This is a genomic window from Kineococcus halophytocola (assembly GCF_041276425.1).
Taxonomy (GTDB): Bacteria; Actinomycetota; Actinomycetes; order Actinomycetales; family Kineococcaceae; genus Kineococcus; species Kineococcus halophytocola.
The window spans coordinates 82,203-106,115 of sequence record NZ_JBGFTU010000018.1; the positions used below are offsets into that span (position 1 = coordinate 82,203).

Consider the following 23,913-nt stretch of genomic DNA (forward strand, 5'->3'; position numbering starts at 1 on the left):
CCGCGGACCGGGCGAGGACGTGGGCGCGCGCGCAGCGGGAACAGGACGCAGGATCGACCGCGTGGTGCCCGGGCCCGAGCCCGGAGCACGTGTCGAGGAGGAGTGCGAGGAACGGGCATGGCGATCGCGACGATCAACCCGGCGACCGGTGAGACGGTGCGCGAGTTCGAGGCGCTGGACCAGCAGGGCGTGGAGGACCGCGTCGCGCGCGCCGCGGCGGCCTTCGCCGGGTACCGGCTGACGACGGTCGAGCAGCGGGTGGGCTGGCTGCGGGCGGCGGCGGACGTGCTGGACGCCGACACCGACGACGTGGCCGCGCTGATGACGACGGAGATGGGCAAGACGCTGTCCGCGGCGAAGGCCGAGGTGGGCAAGTGCGCCGCCGCGCTGCGCTACTACGCCGAGCAGGGGCCGGGGTTCCTGCAGCCGCGTCCGGCCGACGCGGACGCCGTCGGTGCGCGCGAGGCGTACGTGACGTACCAGCCGCTGGGGGTGGTGCTGGCGGTGATGCCGTGGAACTTCCCCCTGTGGCAGGCGATGCGGTTCGCCGCCCCGGCCCTCGTGGCCGGGAACGTGGGTCTGCTCAAGCACGCGAGCAACGTGCCGCAGACCGCGCTGTACCTGGAGGAGCTGTTCCGCAAGGCCGGGTTCCCCGACGACGTGTTCCAGACGCTCCTCGTCGGGTCCGGTGCCATCGAGGCGGTGCTGCGCGACGACCGCGTGGTCGCCGCCACCCTGACCGGCAGCGCACCGGCCGGACGGTCGGTCGCCTCGATCGCCGGGGACGAGCTCAAACCCACGGTGCTGGAACTGGGCGGCAGCGACCCGTTCGTCGTCATGCCCTCCGCCGACCTGGAGACCGCCGCGCAGGTGGCGGTGACCGCGCGCTGCCAGAACAACGGGCAGAGCTGCATCGCGGCCAAGCGGTTCCTCGTCCACGCCGACGTCGCCGAGGAGTTCACCCGGTTGTTCGCCGACGGGCTCGCCGCGCTGCGGGTGGGCGACCCGATGGACCAGGACACGCAGGTCGGCCCGCTGGCCACGGAGTCCGGGCGCGAGGACGTCGAGGAGTACGTCCGCGACGCCGTCGAGAAGGGTGCCACCGTCGTCACGGGTGGCCGTCGGGGGGAGGGGGCCGGGTGGTACTACCAGCCGACCCTGCTCACGGGGGTCACCCCGCGGATGCGGGTCTACGACGAGGAGGTGTTCGGTCCGGTCGCCGTGCTGTTCACCGTCTCCGGTCTGGACGAGGCGATCGACATCGCCAACAGCCACCCCTACGGGCTGGGGTCGAACATCTGGACCGAGGACGAGGACGAGCGGGCCCGGTTCGTCCGGGACGTGCAGTCCGGGATGGTGTTCGTCAACGGCATGGTCACCAGCTACCCCGAACTGCCGTTCGGCGGGGTGAAGCAGAGCGGGTACGGCCGGGAGCTGACCGACCTGGGCCTGCACGCGTTCATGAACGCCAAGACCGTCTGGATCGGGCCGCCCAGCGGCGAGCAGCGCGGGGGCGACACCTCCAGCGCCTCGGAGTGAGGGGTCCGGGCGCCCGGGACCGGTGACGGCGGGGACCGGCGGCCACCGCACGTCGACCGTCAGCAGACGGTGCGTGCGGGGTCTGCGGTTCGTCGTAGGATCTTCGTCGGTTCCGCTCCGCCCAGACCTCGCTGCGCGAACCGCCTCCCGCCGACCGGTGGGAGGTCGGCTGCACGGAGGACGCAACGAGGATGCACGACGAGGACGGTCCGGTCGCGGAGCTGAACACCCCCACCGCCGGGGTCGACACCGGCGCCGAGGCCACGGCCCTGCGCGCCGAGCTGGCGCAGCTGCGCACCGCCCTGACCCGGCGACCGGTCATCGACATGGCCAAGGGCGCGATCATGGCCCTCACCCGCTGCGACGAGGACGGGGCCTTCCGGCAGTTGTCGGAGGTGTCCCAGACGCACAACGTCAAGCTGTACGACCTGGCCAGCGCCCTGCTGGACGACCTGCGGGGGGCGGACCCGGGCCAGGGCGGGCAGCGCGAGGTCGACCGGCTCGTCCAGCGGAACTGGACGCGCCGCTGAGGGACGGGCTCAGGCGCCGCGGACCCGGCCCAGCGGCGCCACCACCTCCTGGGCGACCTCGCGCAGCCGGCGGCGTTCGGACCGGGCCCGTGCGCGCAGCTGCGCGAACGCCTCGTCGGGGTGGATCCGGTGGCGTTCGGCGAGGACGCCCTTGGCCTGCTCCAGGACGACCCGGCTGTCGAGCGCCTCCTGGAGCTGCTCGCGCACGCGGTCCCCCCGGGCGCCGGCCTCCAGCTCACCGATGCCGACGGCGACGAAGGACGCCATCGCGTGCGCGACGTCGGTCTCGACCGTCGAGAACGGTCCTTCGTGGTCGCGGAACAGGTTCAGCGCGCCGACCGTGCGCCCGCCGACCTGCACGGGGACGGTGTGGACGGCGACGATGCCCTGCGCGGTGGCCCCGGCGGCGAACCGCGGCCAGGCCCGGAGCAGCTGCCCGGCGTCGACGGCCGCGGTGGGGGCTCCGGTCCGGTAGCAGTCCAGGCACGGGCCCTCGTCGTTCTGCAGCTGGAACAGCTCCACGACCCGGGCCTCCCCGGAGCTGGCCGCGAGCAGGCGCAGGTCACCGTGGGCGTCCTCGACGAGCAGACCGACCGCGCTGGCGGACAGCAGCCGCGCGCAGTGCCGGACCAGCCGGTGGGCCAGGTCCAGCGGGTCGACCCGTTCGGCCAGCGCCGCGGCCACGTCACCGACCGCCGCGGCGACCTCCTCGGCCCGCACCTGCACCGCACCCTCCTCCTGCCCGACCTGCCCGACCTGCCCGACCTGCCCGACCTGCCCGACCTGCCCGACCTGCCCGACCTGCCCGACCTGCCCGACCTGCCCGACCTGCCCGACCTGCCCGACCTGCCCGACCTGCCCGACTGCCCGATCTGCCCACCCGTCCGACGCCGGACAGAGCGTGCCAGGCCCGGCGGGCCGGCGCACCGAGGAGGTCGGCGCCGTCCCGGGCGTGTCGGGACCGGGTAGCTTGGGGCGGTGGGAACGGCACAGGGCTCGCTGGCCCGGTTGCGGGCGGCCACGGCCGCCGCGCACGAGGACCTCGACGCATCGCTCGACGTCCTGGACCGGCCCTGGGACACCGCCCGGCACCGCCGGTGGCTGGAACTGACGTGGGGGCTGCTGGCCCCGCTGGAGCGGGCGCTGGCCGAGCAGGCCCGCACGGACCCCGGGGCCCTGGACGTCGTGGGCCGGGCCCGCGCCGGGCTGGCCCTGCAGGACCTGCGCGCCCTCGCGGTCCCCGAGGACGAGATCGCCGCTGTGCCCGAGTGCCCCGACGTGCCCGCGGTGCCGGACCGGGCCGCGGCCCTGGGGGTCCGCTACGTCCTCGACGGGTCCACCCTGGGGGGCCGGCTCATCGCGCGGACCGTCGTCGCCGCCGGCGTCCCGGCCGCGGCGACGACGTCGCTGACCGGGCCCGAGGGCGCCGGCCGGCGGTGGCGGGAGACGACCGCGGCGGTGGAGGCGGCCGGGCCCGAGGCCCTGCCGGGGATGACGGCGGCCGCGCTGGGGACCTTCGCGGCCTACCGCGCCTGGCTGGCGCCGCTGGTGCGGGTCCGTGCCTGAACCGCGCGGCGCCGAGCTGGCCCGCGGGTTCCACGACGACGTCGTGGCGCCGCTGCTGCGGCGGGAGTTCCCCGGCGCGCCGCTGGTCGCGGGCCGCTTCGGGGCCGGCTCGGACGTGCTGGGGCTCGACGACGACGTCTCGCGCGACCACGACTGGGGGCTGCGCCTGCACGTGCTGGTCCCGGACGGGCTCGCCGGGCCGGTCGGCGCCGTCCTGCAGGAGCACCTGCCCGCGACGCAGGCGGGGCGCCCGGTCCGGTTCGCCACGACCTGGGACCCGCACGAGCGGCACCGCGTCGAGGTCGCCACGATCGACGGCTTCGTCCGGTCCCGCCTGGGGATCGGGGCGCAGGAGGACCCCACGACCGCCGACTGGCTGTCCTTCACGGGCCAGGCCGTCCTCGAACTCCTCGCCGGGCCCGTGTTCGCCGACGACGAGGGACGGTGGGAGGCGCTGCGGCGCAAGCTCTCCTGGTACCCCGACGACGTGTGGCGGCACCTGGTGGCCAGCGCCTGGCAGCAGCTGGAGCAGGAACTGCCGTTCGTCGGGCGCACCGGGGCGCGCGGTGACGACCTCGGGTCGCGGCTGCTGGCCGCCCGGCTGGCGGGCACGGCCGTCCAGCTCGGGCTGCTGCTGGACCGGACCTGGGCCCCGTACGCGAAGTGGGCCGGGACGGTGTTCGCGGCCCGCCCGAGCGGCCGCGTCGCCCCGCACCTGGCGCGCGCCCTCGCGGCGACGCACTGGCGCGAGCGCGAGGCCGGGCTGTGCGCGGCGCTGGAGGGCCTGCTGGCCCGGCAGGGCGAGGTCGGGCTGCCCGCTCCGGGCCCGGCCACGGCACCGTTCCACGGCCGGCCCTTCGCCGGGGTGGTCCCGACGCTGCCCGGCGCGGTCGCACCGGCCGGGGACGGGCGGGGGCCGGTGGGGGTGGGCGCCCTGGGGCAGTGGGTGGACGCGGTCGACGTGCTCGTGCGCCCGGCCCTGCGCCGCGACCTGGCCCGTGCGGTGGTGGGGTCGTGAGCCCGACCGCGCACGCCCAGCTCCTCGGTCACGTCGTCGCCGCGGGGGAGGACCTGCTGGCGGCCCTGCCGCTGCGCGGCGGTCTCGTCGGCGGGGAGGGCGCGATCGGCGTGGGGACCGTCCAGCTGTGGCTGTCCCGGCCCCAGCTCGTCGGCGGTGCGTCCGTGGCCGCGGTCCCGCTCGCCGACGTGGGCGCGGGCGCCGCCCGTGAGCGGCGGTTCGGCGGCGGGCTGGAGCTGCGGCTGGTCCTGTCCGGCCGCGAGGTGGCCTTCGCCACCGGCGCCGGCCGCGACGCGGTCGAGGGGTTCCTGCGCGAGCTGGCGCGGGCTCAGCGCACGGCGTCGTAGACGAGCTTGACGACGCCGTTGGCGTAGGTCTGCGACTCCACGACCCGCAGCCTCTGCTCGTCCTTGTCGGCCTCGCTCCACAACCGCTTGCCCGCGCCGAGCAGGACCGGGAACACGAGCAGGTGGTACCGGTCGACCAGACCGGCGTCGGTGAGGGAGCGGGCGAGGGTCGCGCTGCCGTGCACCGCGATCGGGCCGCCCTCGGTCTCCTTGAGGGCCGCGACGTCCTCGAGGGAGCGCAGCACGGTCGCCGGCCACCGCTCGTCGTCGTGCTCGAGGGTGGTGGAGACGACGTAGCGGGGCATCGCGTCGTACCCGGCGAACTCCTCCCTCGTCGGCCAGACCGGGGCGAACGCCTCGTAGCTGGTGCGGCCCAGGAGCAGTGCCGTCGTCTCCTCCTGCTCCCGGCCCTTGATCTCGTAGACCTCGGGGAGGAACTCGACGTTCCGGAACGTCCAGCCGGAGCTGCGGTGCCCGGGTTCGCCCCCGGGGGCCTCCACGACCCCGTCGAGGGACACGAAGGCGGTGACGACGAGCTGGCGCACGGGGGTGCCCTTCTCCCGGTGGTGGTGGTCTGGAACCTGCTGCCCCTCCTGACCGCGGCCGGGGCGAGAACTCACCGGCGGCTCAGCGCGGTGCGGTGGACTCCCGGACCACGAGCTCGGTGGCGAGCTCGACGTGGTGGGAGTCCAGGCTCTCCCCGCCGGCCATCCGCAGGACCGTGCGCAGGGCCACCCGGCCCATCTCGCGCAGCGGCTGACGGATCGTCGTCAGCGGGGGAGCGGCCATGGCGGCCAGCTCGGTGTCGTCGAAACCGGTGACCGACAGGTCGTCCGGGACGCGCAGGCCCAGGGCGCGCGCGGCCTCCATGACGCCCAGGGCGATCGAGTCGCAGCCGCCGACGACGGCGGTGGGCCGGTCCGGGCCGGCGAGGAGCTGGGCCCCCAGGCGCCGACCCGCCTCGTACCGGAAGTCGGCGTTCAGGACGTGCTCGGCCACCGGCACGAGCCCGGCGCTCTCCATGGCGGCGCGGTAGCCGTGCAACCGGGCCTGGTTGCACTGGGACCCGGGGGGACCGCCGACCCAGGCGATGCTGCGGTGCCCCTGGGCCAGCAGGTGGTTGGTCGCGGTCATGCCGCCGGTGAAGTTCGTCGACCCCACGCTGGTGACCTCCCGCCGGGGCAGGTTCAAGGGGTCGATGACCACCAGCGGCAGGTTCACGGCCGAGAGCGCGTCGACGTGGGCGCCGGTGAGCTCACCGGTGACGACGATGACACCGGTGCGGCCGGCGGTGGCCAGGGAACGGGCCCAGGCGCGCGGTGGCGCGGGGTAGCGCCCCTCGCGCTGGTCGCGCAGCAACCCCACGACGACCGAGGCGTCGGCGTCGGCGGCGGCCTCCACGACCCCGTCGACGACGGCCGTGGCGTAGGAGGAGAAGTCGCCGTCGATGAGGAACTCCACGGTCGAGCTGCCGGTGACGACCCGGCGCGTGGACGGCGGCGCGTACTCGTGCTGGACGAGCAGGTCCTCCACGAGGGCCCGGGTCTCGGCGGAGACGTCCTCGCGGCCGTTGACGACCTTGGAGACGGTCGCCACCGACACGCCGGCGCTCGCGGCGATGGTGGCCAGGGTCGTCCTGTCCCTGGACCGGGTGGGGGTGTGCGGACGGTCCAGCACGGGTCCTCCTCGACTCGACGAAGCACGACTGTACGGGTCGCGATGGTGGTGACGCTACCACTTGTCGAAACTTTTCGAGATGTGTTCGAGACAAGGTAGCCGTTGTGCGACAACGGGTTCAGCCGGGGGACCCGGTACGGGTGGTGCAGTGCTTGACCACGGCACCGGGGCCCTCTTATCGTCATTGCCAGACAGCGCGGTCGAAAGCTTTTCGACCGCGTTCGACGCGGTCCCGCCCGGGGCCGCGGGGTGGAACAGCCGCAGGGCTGCGGCTCGGCTCAACGGAGATCACTGTGGATCACAACCGCGCATCGCGCCGGTCCTTCCTCGCCCTGGCGACGGCGACCCCGCTCGCCGCCACCGTCCTGGCCTCCTGCGGGGACTCCGGCCCGGCGGGTGCGAGCTCGGACACCGCGACGGACTGGATCCTCTCGGGGCAGCCCAAGGAGGGCATCCGCCAGACGGCGGTGGACGACTGGAACGACGCCCACGAGGACCAGCGGATCGAGACCAGCTCGTTCCAGAACGACGCGTACAAGGCCAAGATCAAGACGGCCATCGGCGCCGGTCAGGCCCCGACGATCATCTTCGGCTGGGGCGGCGGCACGCTGCGCAGCTACGCCCAGGCCGGCCAGGTCGACGACCTGACCCCGTGGCTGCAGGAGAACCCGCAGGTCAAGGACCGGCTGTTCGACGCGGCGTTCGCCGCGGGCACGGTCGACGACAAGGTCTACGCCCTGCCCACCGAGACGGTGCAGCCGCTGGTGCTGTTCTACAACAAGCGGATGTTCGAGCAGGTCGGTGCGCAGCCGCCGACGACGTGGGACGAGCTCATGGCCCTGGTGCCGACGTTCAACGCGGCCGGGATCGCCCCGTTCTCCCTCGCCGGTCAGTCCCGCTGGACCAACATGATGTGGCTGGAACTGCTGTTCGACCGCATCGGTGGCCCGGAGCTGTTCGACTCCATCTACCAGGGCCAGCCGAACTGGAACGACCCGGCCGCCCTCGACGCCCTCACCAAGGTCCAGGACCTCGTCCGGGCCGACGGTTTCATCACCGGTTTCGCCTCGGTCACGGCCGACTCCAACGCCGACCAGGCGCTGCTCTACACCGACAAGGCCGCGATGATGCTGCACGGCACGTGGACCTACGGCAGCATGAAGTCCGACGGCGGCGACTTCGTCTCCGGCGGCCACCTCGGCTACATGAACTTCCCCGAGGTCACCGGGGGCAAGGGCGACCCGATGAACACCTTCGGCAACCCCGCCCAGTACGTGTCGGTCTCCTCCCAGGCCACCCAGGAGCAGAAGGACATCGCCCTGGCCTACTTCGCGGACGGGCTGCTGCAGGAGAAGGAGGCCGAGGCGTACATCACCGAGGCCGGTGAGGTCCCCATCGTCAAGGGCATCGACGCCAAGTTCGCCGGCCTGGAGGACGAGGACTGGCTGAAGTTCACCTACGACCTCGCCACCAACGCCCCGTCCTTCGCCCAGTCGTGGGACCAGGCGCTGTCCCCGACCCAGGCCGAGACCCTGCTGACCAACATCGAGAAGCTCTTCGGCCTGGCCATCACGCCGGAGGAGTTCGCCACCGCCATGAACGCGGCGACCGCGTCGTGAGTGCGTCCGTGAGCACGGCTCCCACCTACGCGTCCGGCAAGGTCACCTCGACCGGCCGCACGTCCACCGGGAAGCTGGGGTGGCTCGTCCTGCCCGCCCTGGTGATCTTCCTCGCCTTCGCGGTCCTGCCGCTGTTCGGGGTGTTCGCCCTGAGCTTCACGTCGTGGGACGGCATCGGGGCGATCGACTTCGCCGGGTTCGACAGCTGGACCACCGTGCTCACGGACCCGGGTCTCCCGCACGCCCTGTGGGTGACGTTCCTCGTCATCGTGCTGTCCTGGATCGCCCAGACCCCGCTGTCGATCCTGCTCGGGGTCTTCATCTCCGGCAGCCAGCGCTACCGCGCCGTCCTGGCCGTCCTGTTCTTCCTGCCGCTGCTGCTGTCGGCCGCGGCCGTCTCGATCGCCTACAAGGCGCTGCTGGACCCGAACTTCGGGCTGGGCCCGGGACTGGGCCTGGACATCCTCACGCAGAACTGGCTGGGTGACGGCACGCTGGCCATGGGCGTCGTGATCTTCATCATCGCGTGGCAGTGGATCCCCTTCCACTCCCTCATCTACCAAGGCGCGATCCGGCAGATCCCGGGGTCGATGTACGAGGCGGCCCAGCTCGACGGCGCCGGCCGGGTGCGGCAGTTCTTCTCCATCACGCTGCCGCAGCTGAAGAACACGATGATCACGTCCTCGACGCTCATGGTCGTCGGGTCCCTCACGACCTTCGACCTGATCTTCGTCCTGACCGCCGGTGGGCCGAACGACGCGACGCGCGTCCTGGCCCTGGACATGTACCTCACCGGTTTCCGCGCCAACCTCATGGGCCCGGCGTCGGCCATCGCGGTGATCCTCGTCGTGGTCGGCCTCGTCCTCGCCCAGCTCCTGCAGCGCCTCGGCGGCCGTGAGCGCAACTCGCAACTGGAAGGTGCCTGAGATGGCGACCCAGACCGCGCCCGCGCGCACCGGCGCCCGCTCCGCGGGGGCGCCCAAGAACGGCACCACCCACCGCAAGAACTGGATCGGGGGCGCCTTCGGGTGGCTCTGGCTGCTCGTCGTCCTGGTGCCCGTGTACTGGATCGTCATCACGAGCTTCAAGACGTCGGCGAACTACTTCGGCAGCAACCCGATGGTGCCGCCGGCGTCGCCGACGCTGGCCAACTACCAGCTCGTGCTGGAGAACGACTTCGTCCGGTACTTCGCCAACTCGGTCATCGTGACCGTGGGCGCGACCGTCCCGGCCGTGCTGGTGTCCTTCATGGCCGCCTTCGCCATCGTCCGCGGCGCCGGGCGCTGGCTGAAGCTGGTGAACTCCCTGTTCCTCATGGGGCTGGCCATCCCGCTGCAGGCCACGATCATCCCGATCTACCTGATCATGATCAAGCTCGGGATGTACAACTCGTTCGGCGCGCTGATCCTGCCCTCGATCGCCTTCGCCATCCCGCTGACCGTGCTCATCCTGTCCAACTTCGTGCGCGACGTCCCGAACGAGCTGTTCGAGGCCATGCGCATGGACGGGTCCAGCGAGTGGGGCACCATGTGGCGCCTGGCGTTCCCGCTGACCCGCCCGGCCCTGGTGACGGTGACGATCTACCAGGGTCTGCAGATCTGGAACGGCTTCCTGCTGCCCCTGATCCTCACCGACCGGGCCGAGATGCGCGTCCTGCCGCTGGCCCTGTGGACGTTCCAGGGCCAGTACTCGGTCAACATCCCGGCCGTGCTCGCCTCGGTCGTCCTCACCACGCTGCCGATCCTCGTCCTGTACGTCATCGGCCGCCGTCAGCTGCTCTCCGGCCTCACGGCCGGATTCTCCAAGTGATCGGAAGGCTCCACCCGTGACTCGGCAGGCTCTCGTCGTCCGCGGCGGCTGGGACGGGCACTCGCCCGTCGAGGCCACCGACCTGTTCATCCCGCACCTGGAGGCCAACGGCTTCACCGTCCGCGTCGAGGACCTCGGCACCGACTTCGGGCCGGGCTCCACGGCCACGCCGACGGTGTACACCGACGCCGACTACCTGGCGACGGTCGACCTCATCGTGCAGTGCAACACCATGAACACCATCGAGAAGGAGGAGTTCGAGGGCCTGCGCACCGCGGTCGAGAACGGCACCGGGTTTGCCGGCTGGCACGGCGGCATCGCCGACTCCTACCGGTCGAACTCCGACTACCTCACCCTCGTCGGGGGCCAGTTCGGGTGCCACCCGGGCAAGCACCCCGACGAGCGCGAGGGTGGCCCGCAGGACAACTACGTGCCCTACCGCGTGACCATGACCCCCGCGGCGGCCTCGCACCCCATCACCTCCGGCATCGAGGACTTCGACCTCGTGACCGAGCAGTACTGGGTCCTGTCCGACGACTACGTCGACGTGCTCGCCACGACGACGCAGGCCGTCCGCGAGTGGGACCCGTGGACCCGGCCGGTCACCTCCCCGGCGGTCTGGACCCGGCAGTGGGGCAAGGGGCGGATCTTCGTCGCCACCCCCGGGCACGACCCGGCCACCTTGAAGGACGAGAACGTCACGACGATCATCGAGAGGGGCCTGTTGTGGGCAGCCCGCTGAACCAGAAGGCCCTGCGCGTCGGCGTCGTCGGCGCCGGTGTCATCTCCGCGCAGTACTCGGCGTCGCTGGAGCGGCTGCCGCAGCTGCAGATCACCGCGGTGAGCGACGTGGTCCCCGAGCGGGCGCAGGCGCTGGCCGACGCGCACGGTGCGCAGGTGCTCTCGCTGGAGGCGCTGCTGGCCTCCCCGGACGTGGACGTGGTGCTCAACCTGACGCTGCCGCGCACCCACGCCGAGGTCGCCCTGCAGGCCATCGCGGCCGGCAAGCACGTCTACGGCGAGAAGCCGCTGGCCATGACCGTCGCGGAGGGTCGCGACGTGGTGAAGGCCGCGGCCGCCGCCGGCGTCCGCGTCGGGTGCGCCCCCGACACCGTGCTGGGCACCGGCATCCAGACCGCCCGCGCGCTCGTGGACGCCGGCCGGATCGGCACCCCGCACTCGGCCACCGCGTTCATGACCACCCCCGGTCACGAGCGCTGGCACCCGCAGCCGGACTTCTACTACCAGCCCGGCGGCGGGCCCCTGCTGGACATGGGCCCGTACTACCTCACCTCGCTGGTGCACCTGCTCGGCCCCGTGGTCCGGGTCGTCGGGGCGTCCTCGCGGCCCTCCCAGGAGCGGACCATCGGGTCCGGGCCCCGGGCCGGGGAGTCCTTCGGCGTCACCATCGACACCCACATCACCGGCATCCTGGAGCACGCCTCCGGGGCCCTGTCGACGCTGATCATGAGCTTCGACACGTGGGCGGCGCGGCTGCCGCGCATCGAGGTCCACGGGACCGGCGGCTCGATCTCCGTGCCGGACCCGAACACGTTCTCCGGCACCGTGGAGCTGTTCGACGCCGCGAGCGCGCCCGCCCCGGGCCCGGACGCGGACCTGGAGACGAACTGGGTCGACGCCGGGGCCGGCGCCGGGTACGTCGACTCCGGCCGCGGCTACGGCCTGGCCGACCTCGCCCTCGCCCTCGAGGCCGGCCGGTCGCACCGCGCCAACGACGAGGTCGCGCTGCACGTCCTGGAGATCATGGAGTCCGTCCAGGCCGCCGCCGACGGGCACACGTCCGTGACGCTGACCACGACGTGCGAACGCCCCGAGGCGATCAGCGAGGCGATCGACCTCACCGTCTGAGGAGAACCGCCCGCGCAGGACACCGGGGCCCGCACGCGCTGCGTGCGGGCCCCGGTGCGTCCGGGCTCAGACGTCCAGCAGGAGCCGGCGGGCCCAGGCCCGGACCTTGCCCGGGAGGGGGACCGTCGGTGCTCACCCCTCCAGGCACAGGCAGAACGGGTGCCCGGACGGGTCGGCGTAGACCCGCCACGACGGGTGGTCGGTCTCGTCCTCCAGCAAGCGGCCGCCGAGGGCGTGGACCTGCGCGTCCGTCTCCGCGTACCCGCTCACCCAGAGGTCGACGTGGGCCTGCTGCGGGACCGGGCCGGCGGGCCAGGTGGGCGGGACGTGGTCGGGGGCGAGCTGGAACGACAACCGCGTCCCGCCGGGGCCGCCGCCGATGGTGACCCAGTCCTCGTCGGACTGCTCGACCTCCCAGCCGAGCAGCGCGCCGTAGAAGGCGGCCAGGCCGCGGGGGTCGGGGGTGTCGAGGGCGAGGGTGCCGAAGCGGACGGTGCTCACGGCCCGAGCCTGGCCCCCGCGTGCCAGGCTGTCCACGCCCCTTCCCGGTGGGGACCTCACATCCGGGGTGTCCGGCGCGTTGGTGGGGTGTGGGAGCAGCGGTGGAACCCTTCGAGCGGGTCGTCGAGCAGCACGGCGCGACGGTCCTGCGCGTGTGCCGCGCCGTGGTCGGCGAGCACGCCGCCGAGGACGCGTGGTCGGAGACGTTCCTGGCCGCCCTCACCGCCTACCCCCGGCTGCGGCCGGGCAGCGACGTCCGGGCCTGGCTGGTGACCATCGCGCACCGCAAGGCCGTCGACGTGCTGCGGGCGCGGGCCCGGGCGGGGGTGCCGGTGGCCGACCCGCCCGAACCGCCGCCGACGGGGGAGCACCCGGGGGACGGGCGCTCGGAGGTCTGGCGGGCCGTGGCCGCTCTGCCGCCCAAGCAGCGCCGGTGCGTGGCTTACCACCACGTGGGGGGTCTGCCCTACGACGAGGTCGCCGCGCTCGTGGGCGGCACCCCGGCCGCGGCGCGACGGGCGGCGGCCGACGGCATCGCCGCCCTGCGGCGCACCTGGACGAGCGAGGAGTTCTGATGAGCGTGGTGGAGGAGGACCTCGTGCGGCGGCTGCGTGAGCGGCTGGCGCAGCAGGCCGAGCGGGCGGGGGTGCTGGACGTGGCCTACCGGACGCTGGACTCGCCCCTGGGCCCGCTCCTGCTCGCGGCCACCTCCGAGGGTGTGGTGCGGGTGGCGTTCGAGCAGCAGGGGCACGACGCGGCGCTGGAGGACCTGGCGCAACGGGTCAGCCCGCGGGTCCTGCGCGCGCCGGCCCGCCTGGACCCGCTGGTCCGCGAGCTGGAGGAGTACTTCGCCGGGCGGCGGACGGCGTTCGACGTCCCGGTCGACCTGGTCCTGGCCGGGCAGGGGTTCCGCCGGTCCGTGCTGGAGGCGTTGCGGCGCGTCGGCTTCGGGATCCGGATCAGCTACCGGGACCTGGCGGGGGACGTGGGCAACCCCGGCGCGGTGCGGGCCGTCGGGACGGCCTGCGCCCGCAACCCCGTGCCCCTGCTCCTGCCCTGCCACCGGGTCGTGCGGTCCGACGGCGGCAGCGGGCAGTACGCCGGCGGCGCCGAGGCCAAGGACCGGTTGCTGCACCTGGAACGCCGGGTCAGGGTGGGGACGTGAAGTGGGTGGTCCTCCTGCGCGGGGTGAACGTCAACGGGGTGACCGTGCGGTCCGCCGCCCTCTCGGCCTGCCTGCAGGAGGCGGGTTTCACCGGGGTCAGGTCCGTCCTGGCCAGCGGCAACGTGGTGCTCGAGGCCGACGACGCGCACAGCGCGCAGGACGTGCGGTCCCGGGTCGAGGCGGCTCTGCGGTCGGCGTTCGGGTACGAGGCGTGGGTCGTGGTCCTCACCCCGCAGCGGCTGGCCGAGGTCGCGGCGGCGTACCCGTTCGCCCGCGACGACGAGCACGTCCACCCCTACGTCACGTTCACCTCCGACCCCGGCCGCCTCGCGGCGCTCGCGGCCGAGCACCTGGAGGACGACGCGGAGAACCACGTGGAGAACCACGCGGACGACGACGCCGAGGCGGTGGTCCTGGCCGGGGACGTCCTGTACTGGCGCTGCCCGAAGGGGGCGAGCACGGACACCCCGTTCGCCCGCCGGGCCGGGGCGGCGCGCTGGAAACCGTTCGTGACGACGCGGAACCTGCGCACGGTCGGCAAACTGCTCGCCGTCGCGGGCGGGGCCTGACGTGGCGGCCGGCCCCCAGGACGCGCAGGACCCGGACGACCCCTACAGCGGTCTGCGGCGCGAGACGCCCACCGAGCGGCTGGACCGCAACTGGGTCGAACTCCTCCAGGAACTGCGCGTCGTGCAGACCGGGGTGCAACTGCTCACGGGTTTCCTGCTGACCCTGCCGTTCCAGTCGCGCTTCGAGGAACTGGACCGGTACCAGGAGTCCGTCTACGTCGTGGTGCTGCTGCTGGCGGTGACCGCCGTCGTGCTGTTCATCGCCCCGGTGGGGTACCACCGCGCCCTGTTCCAGCAACGCTCCAAGGCCCGGCTGGTGCGCGCCGGGTCCGCGTTCGCCAAGGCGGGGCTGGCGACCGTGGGGCTGGTCGTCTCCGGCGGGGTCTGCCTCGTCGTCGACGTCATCGGTGGGCGCGTCGCCGGCTGGAGCGCCGGCGGCGCGGTGGCCGCCCTGGTCCTGGTGTGCTGGTACGCGTTGCCGCGCAGGGCGTTGGCCGCGACCGTCCGCGAGCGCCGGGCGTCGGGGGACCCGGCGGCGGGGGATCGGGCCGCGGGGGATGACGCCCCGGGGGATCAGGCGAGCGCGGCGGCGAGGTCGGGGACGAGCCGGGACACCCCGTAGGGGACGGACAGGACGCTGTTGTAGGTCATCGCGCCGCGCACGTCGAGGTCGGGCAGCACCAGCGCGCCGCGACGCACGACGGGCAGGTCGGCCAGCACGCGGTCCTCCTCGACCGCGGCGCGCGTGCTGTCGTCGGTGAGCACCACGAGGACGTCGGCGTCGAGCAGGTCGAGCCGTTCGGCCGACACGTCGATGAAGAAGCTCTCGCCGGTGTCCAGCGCGCTCAGGGCCGGGGGCAGGGAGAACCCGAGGTCACCCAGGAAGGCGCCCCGGGCGTCCTGGGGGGAGTACACGCCGTACCTGCCGTCGTAGGGCAGGGCCACGACGGCGGTGCGCCCGGAGAACTCCGGGTGGGCGGCGACGGCGTCGGTGAACGCGGCGTCGGCTGCCTCGCACCACCGCCGGCCCTCCTCCTCCCGGCCCAGGGCCCGGGCGACGGCGAGGGTGGTCGCGGTGCGGTCGGCGGCGTAGGGCGCGGACCCGGCCGGCCGGGCCAGGACGGGGGCGACCCGGGACAGCTGGTCGTAGCGGTCCTGGTCGATGCCCGAGACGAGGGCCAGCACGAGGTCCGGGCGCACGCTCGCGACCTGTTCGACGTTCGCCTGCGTGTCGGAGGTGAGCTTGAGCAGGTCGCCGGTGAGCAGGTCGGCGGCCCACGGCCCCAGGCCCTGCTGGGGGTAGAAGCTGTAGCCGGTGTTCGTCAGGGGCTGCACGCCCAGGGCCAGCAGCGGGTCGGCGTCGGCCACCCCCAGGACGGCCACCCGGCTCACGGGGGAGTCCAGGACCGTCTCGCCGAAGGCGTGCTCGTACCGGAACGGGAACCCCGGTGCGGCGGCCGGGGTTCCCGGGGTTCCCGGGGTTCCCGGGGTCTCGCCGGTGTCCGGGGTCCCCGGACCGCCGCAGGCGCCGAGCCCCGCCGCACCGGCGGCCCCGAGCACGGAGGCGGACAGCAGGTGGCGGCGGGACATCGGCGCACTCATGGAAGTGAGCTTAGCCTGCCCTGAGTGGGGAGATCACGGGCCGGGCGCGGGGTGCGGCGTTCACCGCTGCTCCGGGCGCCGCGCCCGCCCGCGCACGGCGCGGGCCGCCGCCCCCACCGTCTGCCGCACGCCGTCCACGACGATCTCGCGGGCGTCGGGATCCCCGCTCAGGCCGGCCTTGACGGTCGCCTTCGCGGTGGACAGCACCTGGTCGAGGCTGACGTGCGGCGGGATCATCGGCACGTTCGGGTCGACCACCGCGTCCAGGACGAAGGGCCGGTCGGCGCTCATCGCCGCGGTGAGCGCCGCGTCGACGTCCTCGGGCCCCTCCACGCGCCGGCCCGCCAGCCCCAGCAGCTCGGCCCATCCGGCGTAGGGGACGTCCGGGACGTCCATCGCGGCGTCGAACGGGACCTCGCCCTGCATCGCCCGCGCCTCCCAGGCCACGAACGAGAGCTGCCGGTTGTTCAGCACGACGACGACGAACCGCGGGTCGGTCCACGTCCGCCAGCGCTGGGCCACGGTGATGAGTTCGGACAGGCCGTTCATCTGCATGGCCCCGTCGCCCAGCAGCGCCAGTACGGGGCGGTCGGGGTGGGCCTGCTTGGCCGCCAGCGCGTACGGCAACCCCCCACCCATCGACAGCAGCGTCCCCGACAGCGACGCCGTCATGCCCGGCCGCAGGTCCAGGTCGCGCGCGAACCAGCTCGTGACGGTGCCGCAGTCCACGGCCACCTGGTGGTCGTCCTCCAGGCGGTCGGACAACCCCCGCACCAGCAGTTCGGGGTTCAGCGGGTTCGCCTCCGCCTGCGCCCGCTCCACGCCCCAGGCGTCCCAGGCCCGGTTCCAGCCCGCGATGTCCTCGCGCCACGACGGGTCCGGGTCGGCGCCCTCGAGCAGCGGCAGCAGCGCGGCGAGGGTTTCCCGGGCGTCCCCGACGAGGTTCACCTCGGTGGGGTAGCGCAACCCGCAGCGGGTGCCGTCCACGTCGATCTGGACGGCGCGGGCCTGCCCCGGGGCGGGGTAGTACTCCGAGTACGGCATGGTCGTGCCCACCATGAGCAAGACGTCGCACTGGCTCATGAGGTCGTAGCTGGGGCGGGTGCCGAGCAGGCCGATCGCCCCCGTCACCCACTCCAGCCGGTCGTCCAGGACGGCCTTGCCCAGCAACGCCTTCGCGACCCCGGCCCCGAGCCGGTCGGCGACCGCGGTGAGTTCGGCCGTGGCCCCCAGCGCACCGGCTCCGGCCAGGATCGCCACCTTGCGCCCCGAGCGCAGCACCTCCGCCGCCTGGGCCAGTGCCTCCGTGCGCGGCGTGCCCGGCAGGGACCCGGGCACCGCGGAGGTGTGGGCGAAACCGTGGCCCTCGGGGACCTCCGGCACCGCGTCGGCGTCCTGCAGGTCGCTGGGCAGCACCACCGCGGTGACCGTCCGGCGTTCGCGCGCCGTGCGCGCGGCGCGGTCCACCACGTGCTGCACCTGGTCGGGGCGGCTGACCTGGAACACGAACTCCCCGGCCACGTCGCCGTAGAGCCGGACGAGGTCGAGTTCCTGGTAGTAGCTCGTGCCGAGCGCGTTCGAGGCGGTCTGCCCGACGAGGGCGACCACGGGGACGTGGTCCAGCTTGGCGTCGTAGAGGCCGTTGAGGACGTGCACCGCACCGGGGCCGGAGGTCACCACGGCCACGCCGAGCGGGGAACCGCCGTACTTCACGTCGGCGGTCGCGGCGAAACCGGCGGTCTCCTCGTGCCGCACCTGCACGAACTCGGCGTCCCCGGCCTCCACGGCCCGCCCGATCGCCGAGACGACACCGCCGATGCCGTCCCCGGGGTAGCCGTAGAACCGGCGGGCGCCCCACTGGCCCAGACGCGAGACGACGTGGTCACCGACGGTGGGAGAACTCATGTCCCCACCCTCGGTGCCACGTCGTCGGTGCGCACCCGCAGGTGCCAGGGGTGGATCAGTCGGTGGGCATCCGCGTGTGGTGCTGGTCGCCCAGGGGGGCGCCGTCCCCACCGTCGCTGCCGCCGTTGTTCCCGGCGTCGCCGCCGCTGATCCTGTCCTTCACCGAGCCGGCCACGGAACCCGCGGCGGCGCCGACCTTCTCCTGGGCGGCGGAACCGGCCTGGCGGGCCAGGTCACCGGCCTTGTCCTCCAGGTCCCCGACGCGCGACTGCACCTTGGGGTTGCCCCACAGCCGGCCCACCGAACTGCTGATCTGCTCGTACCGCTCGCGGCCGGCCCGGGCCCCGAGCACGTACCCGGCTCCGGCCGCCGCCAGCAGCAGCACCTTGCCCACCATGAACTTCCTCCTCCGTGCGGGACTGTCCGTCGATCTGCGCCCAACTCTGGCAGCGCCGGGCGCGCTTCGCCTGCCGGAGTACCGGAAAGGTCCGGCGGTGGTTCAGGAACGACCCAGCAGGGCGGTGACCAGGGCCTGGAGGTCCTCGGCCGTGGTGTCGAGGTGGCCGCTGACCCGCAGCACCGGGCCCGTCATCTCCAGCGGGGCCCGCTCGGTGCCGCAGGCGGTGGTGACGATGCCGTCGGTGGCGATGAGGTCGGCCCGCAGGCCGGCGACGTCGAGGGCCTGCAGCGGGCGCAGGGTCACCGTCGCGCTGGGCTCGTCGAGGGGTTCGCGCACCTCCCAGGACCCGGCCAGCCCGTCGGCGAGGCGGCGGCGGGTGGCCGCGCCGACGGCGGCCAGGCCGGCGTGCACGGCCGCCGGGCCGAGGTCGACGTGCTCGGCGAGGGCGGCGGCGAACCCGAGGCGGCCCGCGACGGTGGCCTCGGCCTGCTCCAGCGGGCCGACCCGCTGGGCCAGGGGTCCGCGCACGGCCACGAACCCGACCCCGCGGGGCCCGGCCAGCCACTTGCGCGAGGTGCCGTAGACGACGTCGGCCGCCCGCGCGGCGGTGGTGTCCACGTGCCCGAAGGCCTGCGCGGCGTCGAGCACGACCGGCACGTCCGCGGCGCGGCAGACGGCCAGGACGTCGGCGACCGGTTGCACCGTCCCGACGTGGGAGCCCAGCCAGGTGAGGTGGACGAGGTCGGGGCGCCCGCCGGGCCGGGCCAGGGACCGGGCCACGGCCCCGGGGTCCCACCGGTGCGGCCCGTCGAGCACGCGCGTGCCGATCCCCAGGGTCGACAGGACCGCCAGGTTCGGGCCGTACTCCCCCCGCGGGTGCGCGACCGCGACCGGCCGCTCACCGGGCCAGCGCAGCAGGACCTGGCGCAGGGCGTCCTCGGCGCTGTGGACGAAGGCGACCAGCCCCTCCCCGGGCGCGAAGCCCAGCAGGGCCCGGACGTGCTCGCGCGCCGGTTCCAGCACCGCCTCGGCCTCCAACGCGGCCACGTACGCACCGCGGGTGGCCTCGGCGCGCAGGTGCCCGCCGACCGCGTCGAGCACGGCCCAGCTGCTGCGGCCGGCGGCGGCCGCGTCGAGGTGGCGCAGGGTGCGCGGCGGGCGGGTGCGCCGCCACGTGGACGCCAGGTCGGGGGCCAGGTCGGGGGCCAGGTCGGGGGCCAGGTCGGGGGCCAGGTCGGGGGCCAGGTCGGGGGTCAGGTCGGTCACGTCGGTGATCCTGGCACCGCCGCGGTCCGCGCTCAGCCCGCCGGGCGCGCCCGTCGCGCGGGGCGGGTCGCGCGGGCCCGGCCCAGGCGCCACCACGCGGCCGCCCACCACAGGAGGGCGACGACGGCGGCCAGGGCGGCCGTGCCCCACCGGGCGCCGCCCGCGGCCGCACCGGCCACGAGCAGGAGGGTCAGACCCACGAGGACGTCGGCCCCCGAGACCACCGCGTCCCGTCCGCTGCGCTGCACGTCGACCTCCCGTGGTCGCTCGACAACCGTTCTGCGGTCCACGGTAACCCCGAGTTCGGCGCACCGAAACCCCGCCGGTGGTGCCGCCGGGAGGGGGACGGGCCGAGGTGGCAAGCTGGGGGTGTGCCCCGCGCCTCGACGACCTCGGTGCCGGCGGCCACGCCGGCCGCGGAGGACTGCCTGAAGACCGTCTACGCCGCGGGGGAGTGGTCCGACGCCAAGATCACGCTCTCGATGCTCGCCCAGAGCATGGGCGTGTCCGCCTCCACGGCCTCCGAGGCCGTCCGCAAGCTCACCGACGCCGGGCTCCTGCGCCACGAGCGCTACGGCGGGGTGGAGCTGACCGAGGACGGGCGCACCCGGGCGCTCGCCGTCGTGCGCCGGCACCGGCTGCTGGAGACGTTCCTCGTCGCCGACCTCGGCTACTCCTGGGACGAGGTGCACGAGGAGGCCGAGGTGCTCGAGCACGTCGTCTCCGACCGGATGCTGGACCGCCTCGACGCGCGCCTGGGGCGCCCCGAGCGCGACCCGCACGGCGACCCGATCCCGCGCGCGGACGGCACCGTCCCGCAGCCGGGGGCGCACAACCTCTCCGACGTGCCCGAGGGGGGCGTCGGCGTCGTCGCCCGCATCTCCGACGCCGACCCGGACGTCCTGCGCTACTTCGCCGACCTGGGCATCGGGCTGGACCTGCGGCTGGAGGTGGTGCAGCGCCGGGGGTTCGCCGGGACCACCGTCGTTCGGCTGGGGGGCGAGCGCACCGTCGACCTCGGGGACCCGGCGGTCGCGGCGATCTGGGTGCTGCCCGTGCGCGGCGAGGCGGGCCCGGGAACGGGGGCGGGCGCGTGAGCATCACGTACGACAGCCACGGCACCCCGCACGCCGAGAAGACGCGCGACGTCACCGTGGTCGGCAGCGTCAACGCCGACCTCGCGATCCGCCTGGACGAGCTGCCCCCGGCGGGGCAGACCGTGCGCGGGGCCGACGCCGAGCGCGGCCTCGGCGGCAAGGGGGCCAACCAGGCCGTCGCCGCCGCCCGGCTCGGCCGCCGGGTGTCGATGGTGGGCGCCGTGGGCGACGACGAGGAGGGTCGCGGGCTGCGGGAGCGGCTGGCCGCCGAGGGGGTCGACGTCGAGCACGTGGCCGCCCTCGACGTGCCCACCGGCGTCGCGGTCGTCCTCGTGCACGCCGGGGAGTCGACCATCGTCCTGAGCCCGGGGGCCAACGACCGCCTCGACGACGCCCGCGTCCGGGCCGCCGCCGAGACGGTCAGCTCGGCCCGGGTGGTCCTGCTGCAGTGCGAGGTGCCCGACGAGGCGCTGCTGGCGGCGGCCGAGCTGTGCACGGGCGTGCTGGTCCTCAACCCGGCCCCGGCCCGGCCGCTGCCGCCGGCGCTGCTGACCCGCGCCGACCTGCTCGTGCCCAACGCCGGGGAGCTGGCCGTGCTGGCCGGTGAGCCGGTCGCGACCGACGTCGAGGGCCTGGTCGCCCAGGCCCGGGCCGTGCGGCCCGCGGGCACGACGATCGTCACCCGCGGTGAGCGCGGGTCCCTGGTCGTCACCCCCGGCGGGCACGCCGAGGTCGCGGCGGCCCCGGCCGACCTCGTGGACGCCACCGCGGCCGGCGACAGCTACGTGGCGGCGCTGGCCGACGGCCTGCTCGACGGGCTGGGCCTGCTGGAGGCCGCGCAGTGGGCCGCGCGCGTGGCGGCGGTGACGGTGAGCCGGGCCGGGGCCTCGCAGTCCCTGCCCCGCGAGGAGGAGGTGCCGCGGTGAACGCCGAGGCCGGGGTGGGCTGGGGTTTCGTGGGGACCGGCGGCATCGCCCGGGAGGTGGCCGAGGCGCTGGACCTCGCACCGGGCGGGCGGCTGCGGGCCGTCGCCTCCCGCGACGTCGAGCGGGCCCGCCGCTTCGTGCCCGAGGGCCGCGAGGACGTGGCCGCGTACGGGTCGGTGGAGGAGATGCTCGCCGACCCGGCCGTCGACGCGGTCTACGTCGCCACGACGCACCCGCAGCACCACGCCCCGGCCCGCGCCGCGCTGCTGGCGGGCAAGGCGGTGCTGGTGGAGAAGCCGATGACCGTCAGCCTGGCCGCCACCCGCGACCTGCTGGACACCGCCCGCGAGCGCGGGGTGTTCCTCATGGAGGCGTACTGGACGCGCTTCCTGCCGGGCACCGTGGCGCTGCTGGACCTCCTGGGCCGCGGGGAGGTGGGGCAGGTGCACGGCCTGCACGCCGACTTCGGCTTCCCCGTCCCGGACTCCCTCGCCCGCTTCCACGACCCCGCCATCGGCGGCGGGTCCCTGTTCGACCTCGGCCCCTACCCGGTGGGGCTGGCGCTGACGTTGTTCGGGACGCCGGCGACCGTGCGGGTGGCCGGTTCCCTGGCCCCCTCGGGGGTGGACCGCCAGGTCGCCCTGGCCCTGGGCTGGGACTCGGGGGCGGCCGCGGCCCTGTCCACGACGATGGTCGCGAGCACCCCCTCGCGGGCCTGGATCGAGGCCGCCGAGGGGTGGATCGAGGTCGGTTCGCCGCTGCCGGCCGCGCCTCGGTTCACGGTGCACCGCACGGGCCCGGACGGGACCGAGCACGTCAGCGAGCACGACCACGCCGTGGCCCACGGGCACCGCTTCATGCTCGAGCACGTCCACGAGTGCCTGGCCGCGGGACTGACGAGCAGCCCGTCGGTGACGCCGCAGTTCTCCCTGGACCTGGCGACGGTGTTCGAGACCGCGGTGCGCGAGCTCGGCATCACCCGCGCGGCGGAGCTCGACGGTACTGGCTAGCCTGCGGGACATGCCCTTGACCGGAGAGTACGAGCCCAGCCCCGAGGCGTGGGTCCGCGAACAGGTGGAGCAGTACGAGGCCAGCGGCGGGACCGAGGCGACCGAGCTGCGCGGGATGCCGGTGGTCGTCCTGACCACGTTGGGCGCGAAGTCGGGCAAGCTGCGCAAGCAGGCCCTCATGCGCGTCGAGCACGCCGGCAGCTACGCGGCCGTGGCCTCCCTGGGTGGGGCCCCGAAGAACCCCGTCTGGTACCACAACCTCAAGGCCAACCCGCTGGCCGAGCTGCAGGACGGCCCGGTCAAGCGCGACTACACCGCGCGCGAGGTGAGCGGTGAGGAGAAGGCGCAATGGTGGGAGCGCGCGGTCGCCGCCTACCCGGACTACGCCGACTACCAGCGCAAGACAGACCGGGAGATCCCCGTCTTCGTGCTCGACCCCATCGACTGATCCCCCTCCTGCCGCAGGACCCCGGTGGCGGTTCCGCGCCGGGGCTGCGGTGAGGTCCCTCGCCCGCCGGTCCGTCCCGGTGCGGGTCGTGGGGGTCGCCGCTGCGGCGACGTCGTGGGCGGGACTTCACGCACATGACGGTGTCGTGTCGTTCGCTCGTCCTGTGGTCAGCGTGCGTTCGAGGCTGGCGCGGGAGCCATGTTGTAGGTGATGACCGGGCTTCGATCGGCGAGCTGGTCGTAGAGCTTCTGTGCGCTGTTGGTCTGGCCTGTCGTCCACCGCACCGTGCTCCAGCCGTGCTCTGCTGCCAGGACCCGCAGGTGCTCCAGCACCGCACGAGCCCCACCGCGGCCGCGGTGGCCGGGGTCGACGAAGAGGTCATCGAGCCAGCAGCCGACCGACCCGGCGAGGGGCCGCTCGAAGAGGCGGTAGTGAGCGAGCCCCACCACGCGCTGCTGTTCACCTTCACGCAGCACCAGGCAGCCGGTCTGGCCCGCAGGGGTACCGATCCAGGACCAGACCCGGTCGAGGTGCTCGGGGCTCAGACGTTCTCCAGCGACCTCGCCGTAGGCCAGGTACAGCCGTTCCCAGTCTGAACGGTCGTCGTCGGTGGCAGGGGTGATGGTCCAGGTGGTCGTGCCCGTGGTGCTCACGTGCTCACCCTCTCGTGAGCTGTCGACGGTGAGCCTGCAGGGCGCAGGACTTCACGGTCATCCCGCGTCGTGTGCGCTGTCACCGGCAGCCAGCGACGTCACGGTCGTGGCGAATTGAGGACGGTCATCACCTGCCGCGAGGCGGCATCACTCGAACGGGTTAGTCGCTTACGAGCTGGTAGACGCACGCGCTGATGAAGAGGACGCCGAATACGGAGAACATGATGACCTTGCCGGCGCGGCTGCGGGGGGTCCAACCACCGGGGACTAAGAGACTGTTTCAGATGTGGGTATGAGGGTGGGATCCTGCTCGGGTGAGTGGCGTGCAGCGTGAGGCTTACCCGTCGGACTTGAGTAATGCGGAGTGGGAGCTCATCGAGCCACTGCTGCCCAAGCA

General features: G+C 74.2%; 28 protein-coding genes. 18 read left to right on the forward strand and 10 right to left on the reverse strand.

Going from position 1 to position 23,913, the window contains the following annotated elements:
* The first annotated feature begins 117 nt into the window (after nt 1–117).
* Both AB2L27_RS15430 and AB2L27_RS15435 read left to right on the forward strand, forming a co-directional pair.
* Entirely contained in the window at nt 118–1,539 is a 1,422-nt protein-coding gene (locus tag AB2L27_RS15430; protein WP_370442371.1) for an NADP-dependent succinic semialdehyde dehydrogenase, read from the forward strand.
* A 191-nt stretch (nt 1,540–1,730) separates the two neighbouring features.
* Nucleotides 1,731–2,069, forward strand: coding sequence for an ANTAR domain-containing protein (locus AB2L27_RS15435; protein WP_370442372.1), 339 nt, complete (start codon nt 1,731–1,733; stop codon nt 2,067–2,069).
* 9 nt (nt 2,070–2,078) lie between these two features.
* Here the strand turns inward: AB2L27_RS15435 and AB2L27_RS15440 are convergent, their stop codons facing one another.
* Nucleotides 2,079–2,996, reverse strand: coding sequence for a GAF and ANTAR domain-containing protein (locus AB2L27_RS15440; RefSeq protein WP_370442373.1), 918 nt, complete (start codon nt 2,994–2,996; stop codon nt 2,079–2,081).
* A gap of 51 nt (nt 2,997–3,047) precedes the next feature.
* On the opposite strand from AB2L27_RS15440, the gene AB2L27_RS15445 reads away from it, so the two are divergent.
* The 3 genes from AB2L27_RS15445 to AB2L27_RS15455 are packed head-to-tail and all read left to right on the forward strand — an operon-like array spanning nt 3,048 to nt 5,000.
* Nucleotides 3,048–3,635, forward strand: coding sequence for a heme oxygenase (locus AB2L27_RS15445; RefSeq protein ID WP_370442374.1), 588 nt, complete (start codon nt 3,048–3,050; stop codon nt 3,633–3,635).
* Nucleotides 3,628–4,653 carry a DUF4037 domain-containing protein gene (locus AB2L27_RS15450; RefSeq protein ID WP_370442375.1) on the forward strand — a complete coding sequence of 342 codons (1,026 nt, stop codon included), beginning with the start codon at nt 3,628–3,630 and terminating at the stop codon, nt 4,651–4,653. Before AB2L27_RS15445 ends, AB2L27_RS15450 begins: the two co-directional genes overlap by 8 nt.
* Nucleotides 4,650–5,000 carry a hypothetical protein gene (locus AB2L27_RS15455; protein ID WP_370442376.1) on the forward strand — a complete coding sequence of 117 codons (351 nt, stop codon included), beginning with the start codon at nt 4,650–4,652 and terminating at the stop codon, nt 4,998–5,000. The genes AB2L27_RS15450 and AB2L27_RS15455 overlap by 4 nt, the downstream gene beginning before the upstream one ends.
* Here AB2L27_RS15455 and AB2L27_RS15460 read toward each other — a convergent pair.
* Both AB2L27_RS15460 and AB2L27_RS15465 read right to left on the reverse strand, forming a co-directional pair.
* On the reverse strand, nt 4,982–5,545 hold the full coding sequence (locus AB2L27_RS15460) for a dihydrofolate reductase family protein (RefSeq protein WP_370442403.1): 564 nt from the start codon (nt 5,543–5,545) through the stop codon (nt 4,982–4,984). The two genes, AB2L27_RS15455 and AB2L27_RS15460, sit on opposite strands and share 19 nt — an antisense overlap.
* A gap of 82 nt (nt 5,546–5,627) precedes the next feature.
* Nucleotides 5,628–6,677, reverse strand: coding sequence for a LacI family DNA-binding transcriptional regulator (locus AB2L27_RS15465; protein WP_370442377.1), 1,050 nt, complete (start codon nt 6,675–6,677; stop codon nt 5,628–5,630).
* 293 nt (nt 6,678–6,970) lie between these two features.
* Here AB2L27_RS15465 and AB2L27_RS15470 point away from each other — a divergent pair, with 293 nt between their 5' ends.
* From AB2L27_RS15470 to AB2L27_RS15490, 5 genes are read left to right on the forward strand one after another with little or no spacing between them, the layout of a single operon-like run.
* Entirely contained in the window at nt 6,971–8,296 is a 1,326-nt protein-coding gene (locus AB2L27_RS15470; protein WP_370442378.1) for an extracellular solute-binding protein, read from the forward strand.
* Nucleotides 8,297–8,304: 8 nt separating this feature from the next.
* Nucleotides 8,305–9,222, forward strand: coding sequence for a carbohydrate ABC transporter permease (locus tag AB2L27_RS15475; protein WP_370442379.1), 918 nt, complete (start codon nt 8,305–8,307; stop codon nt 9,220–9,222).
* A 1-nt stretch (nt 9,223) separates the two neighbouring features.
* Nucleotides 9,224–10,105 (forward strand): carbohydrate ABC transporter permease, encoded by an 882-nt coding sequence (locus AB2L27_RS15480; RefSeq protein ID WP_370442380.1) that lies wholly within the window; start codon nt 9,224–9,226, stop codon nt 10,103–10,105.
* A 16-nt stretch (nt 10,106–10,121) separates the two neighbouring features.
* Nucleotides 10,122–10,847 carry a ThuA domain-containing protein gene (locus AB2L27_RS15485; protein WP_370442381.1) on the forward strand — a complete coding sequence of 242 codons (726 nt, stop codon included), beginning with the start codon at nt 10,122–10,124 and terminating at the stop codon, nt 10,845–10,847.
* A complete protein-coding gene (locus tag AB2L27_RS15490; RefSeq protein WP_370442382.1) occupies nt 10,832–11,974 on the forward strand; it encodes a Gfo/Idh/MocA family protein in 1,143 nt (380 codons plus the stop codon). Before AB2L27_RS15485 ends, AB2L27_RS15490 begins: the two co-directional genes overlap by 16 nt.
* A gap of 132 nt (nt 11,975–12,106) precedes the next feature.
* Here AB2L27_RS15490 and AB2L27_RS15495 read toward each other — a convergent pair whose 3' ends face one another.
* Nucleotides 12,107–12,475, reverse strand: a complete 369-nt coding sequence (locus AB2L27_RS15495) for a VOC family protein (protein ID WP_370442383.1) — start codon at nt 12,473–12,475, stop codon at nt 12,107–12,109.
* A gap of 101 nt (nt 12,476–12,576) precedes the next feature.
* Here AB2L27_RS15495 and AB2L27_RS15500 point away from each other — a divergent pair, with 101 nt between their 5' ends.
* Genes AB2L27_RS15500 through AB2L27_RS15515 form a run of 4 tightly spaced genes read left to right on the forward strand, consistent with a single transcriptional unit; the run spans nt 12,577 to nt 14,831 of the window.
* Nucleotides 12,577–13,050 carry an RNA polymerase sigma factor gene (locus tag AB2L27_RS15500; RefSeq protein WP_370442384.1) on the forward strand — a complete coding sequence of 158 codons (474 nt, stop codon included), beginning with the start codon at nt 12,577–12,579 and terminating at the stop codon, nt 13,048–13,050.
* The gene (locus tag AB2L27_RS15505; protein WP_370442385.1) at nt 13,050–13,640 is read left to right on the forward strand and encodes a methylated-DNA--[protein]-cysteine S-methyltransferase; all 591 of its coding nucleotides are present in this window, start codon (nt 13,050–13,052) and stop codon (nt 13,638–13,640) included. Before AB2L27_RS15500 ends, AB2L27_RS15505 begins: the two co-directional genes overlap by 1 nt.
* Complete coding sequence (locus AB2L27_RS15510) at nt 13,637–14,209, forward strand: DUF1697 domain-containing protein (RefSeq protein ID WP_370442386.1); 573 nt, start codon at nt 13,637–13,639, stop codon at nt 14,207–14,209. The genes AB2L27_RS15505 and AB2L27_RS15510 overlap by 4 nt, the downstream gene beginning before the upstream one ends.
* A 1-nt stretch (nt 14,210) precedes the next feature.
* On the forward strand, nt 14,211–14,831 hold the full coding sequence (locus tag AB2L27_RS15515) for a DUF6328 family protein (protein WP_370442387.1): 621 nt from the start codon (nt 14,211–14,213) through the stop codon (nt 14,829–14,831).
* On the opposite strand, the gene AB2L27_RS15520 is transcribed toward AB2L27_RS15515, so the two are convergent.
* From AB2L27_RS15520 to AB2L27_RS15540, 5 genes are all read right to left on the reverse strand, one after another.
* The gene (locus tag AB2L27_RS15520; RefSeq protein WP_370442388.1) at nt 14,783–15,811 is read right to left on the reverse strand and encodes an ABC transporter substrate-binding protein; all 1,029 of its coding nucleotides are present in this window, start codon (nt 15,809–15,811) and stop codon (nt 14,783–14,785) included. The genes AB2L27_RS15515 and AB2L27_RS15520 overlap by 49 nt on opposite strands.
* A 60-nt stretch (nt 15,812–15,871) precedes the next feature.
* Nucleotides 15,872–17,716, reverse strand: a complete 1,845-nt coding sequence (locus AB2L27_RS15525; RefSeq protein WP_370442389.1) for a thiamine pyrophosphate-requiring protein — start codon at nt 17,714–17,716, stop codon at nt 15,872–15,874.
* Between the two features lie 55 nt (nt 17,717–17,771).
* Nucleotides 17,772–18,113 (reverse strand): YtxH domain-containing protein, encoded by a 342-nt coding sequence (locus tag AB2L27_RS15530; RefSeq protein WP_370442390.1) that lies wholly within the window; start codon nt 18,111–18,113, stop codon nt 17,772–17,774.
* A gap of 102 nt (nt 18,114–18,215) precedes the next feature.
* Entirely contained in the window at nt 18,216–19,382 is a 1,167-nt protein-coding gene (locus AB2L27_RS15535) for an aminotransferase class V-fold PLP-dependent enzyme (RefSeq protein WP_370442391.1), read from the reverse strand.
* Nucleotides 19,383–19,414: 32 nt separating this feature from the next.
* Nucleotides 19,415–19,630: a hypothetical protein gene (locus tag AB2L27_RS15540; protein ID WP_370442392.1), complete on the reverse strand. Its 216-nt coding sequence runs from the start codon at nt 19,628–19,630 to the stop codon at nt 19,415–19,417.
* A gap of 123 nt (nt 19,631–19,753) precedes the next feature.
* Between AB2L27_RS15540 and AB2L27_RS15545 the strand changes: the two genes are divergently transcribed.
* The 4 genes from AB2L27_RS15545 to AB2L27_RS15560 are packed head-to-tail and all read left to right on the forward strand — an operon-like array spanning nt 19,754 to nt 22,863.
* Nucleotides 19,754–20,479 (forward strand): metal-dependent transcriptional regulator, encoded by a 726-nt coding sequence (locus tag AB2L27_RS15545; RefSeq protein WP_370442393.1) that lies wholly within the window; start codon nt 19,754–19,756, stop codon nt 20,477–20,479.
* On the forward strand, nt 20,476–21,405 hold the full coding sequence (locus AB2L27_RS15550) for a ribokinase (protein WP_370442394.1): 930 nt from the start codon (nt 20,476–20,478) through the stop codon (nt 21,403–21,405). The genes AB2L27_RS15545 and AB2L27_RS15550 overlap by 4 nt, the downstream gene beginning before the upstream one ends.
* Entirely contained in the window at nt 21,402–22,415 is a 1,014-nt protein-coding gene (locus AB2L27_RS15555; protein ID WP_370442395.1) for a Gfo/Idh/MocA family protein, read from the forward strand. Before AB2L27_RS15550 ends, AB2L27_RS15555 begins: the two co-directional genes overlap by 4 nt.
* 10 nt (nt 22,416–22,425) lie before the next feature.
* Entirely contained in the window at nt 22,426–22,863 is a 438-nt protein-coding gene (locus AB2L27_RS15560; RefSeq protein WP_370442396.1) for a nitroreductase family deazaflavin-dependent oxidoreductase, read from the forward strand.
* Between the two features lie 167 nt (nt 22,864–23,030).
* Here AB2L27_RS15560 and AB2L27_RS15565 read toward each other — a convergent pair whose 3' ends face one another.
* The gene (locus AB2L27_RS15565) at nt 23,031–23,516 is read right to left on the reverse strand and encodes a GNAT family N-acetyltransferase (protein WP_370442397.1); all 486 of its coding nucleotides are present in this window, start codon (nt 23,514–23,516) and stop codon (nt 23,031–23,033) included.
* Nucleotides 23,517–23,913 lie beyond the last annotated feature (397 nt).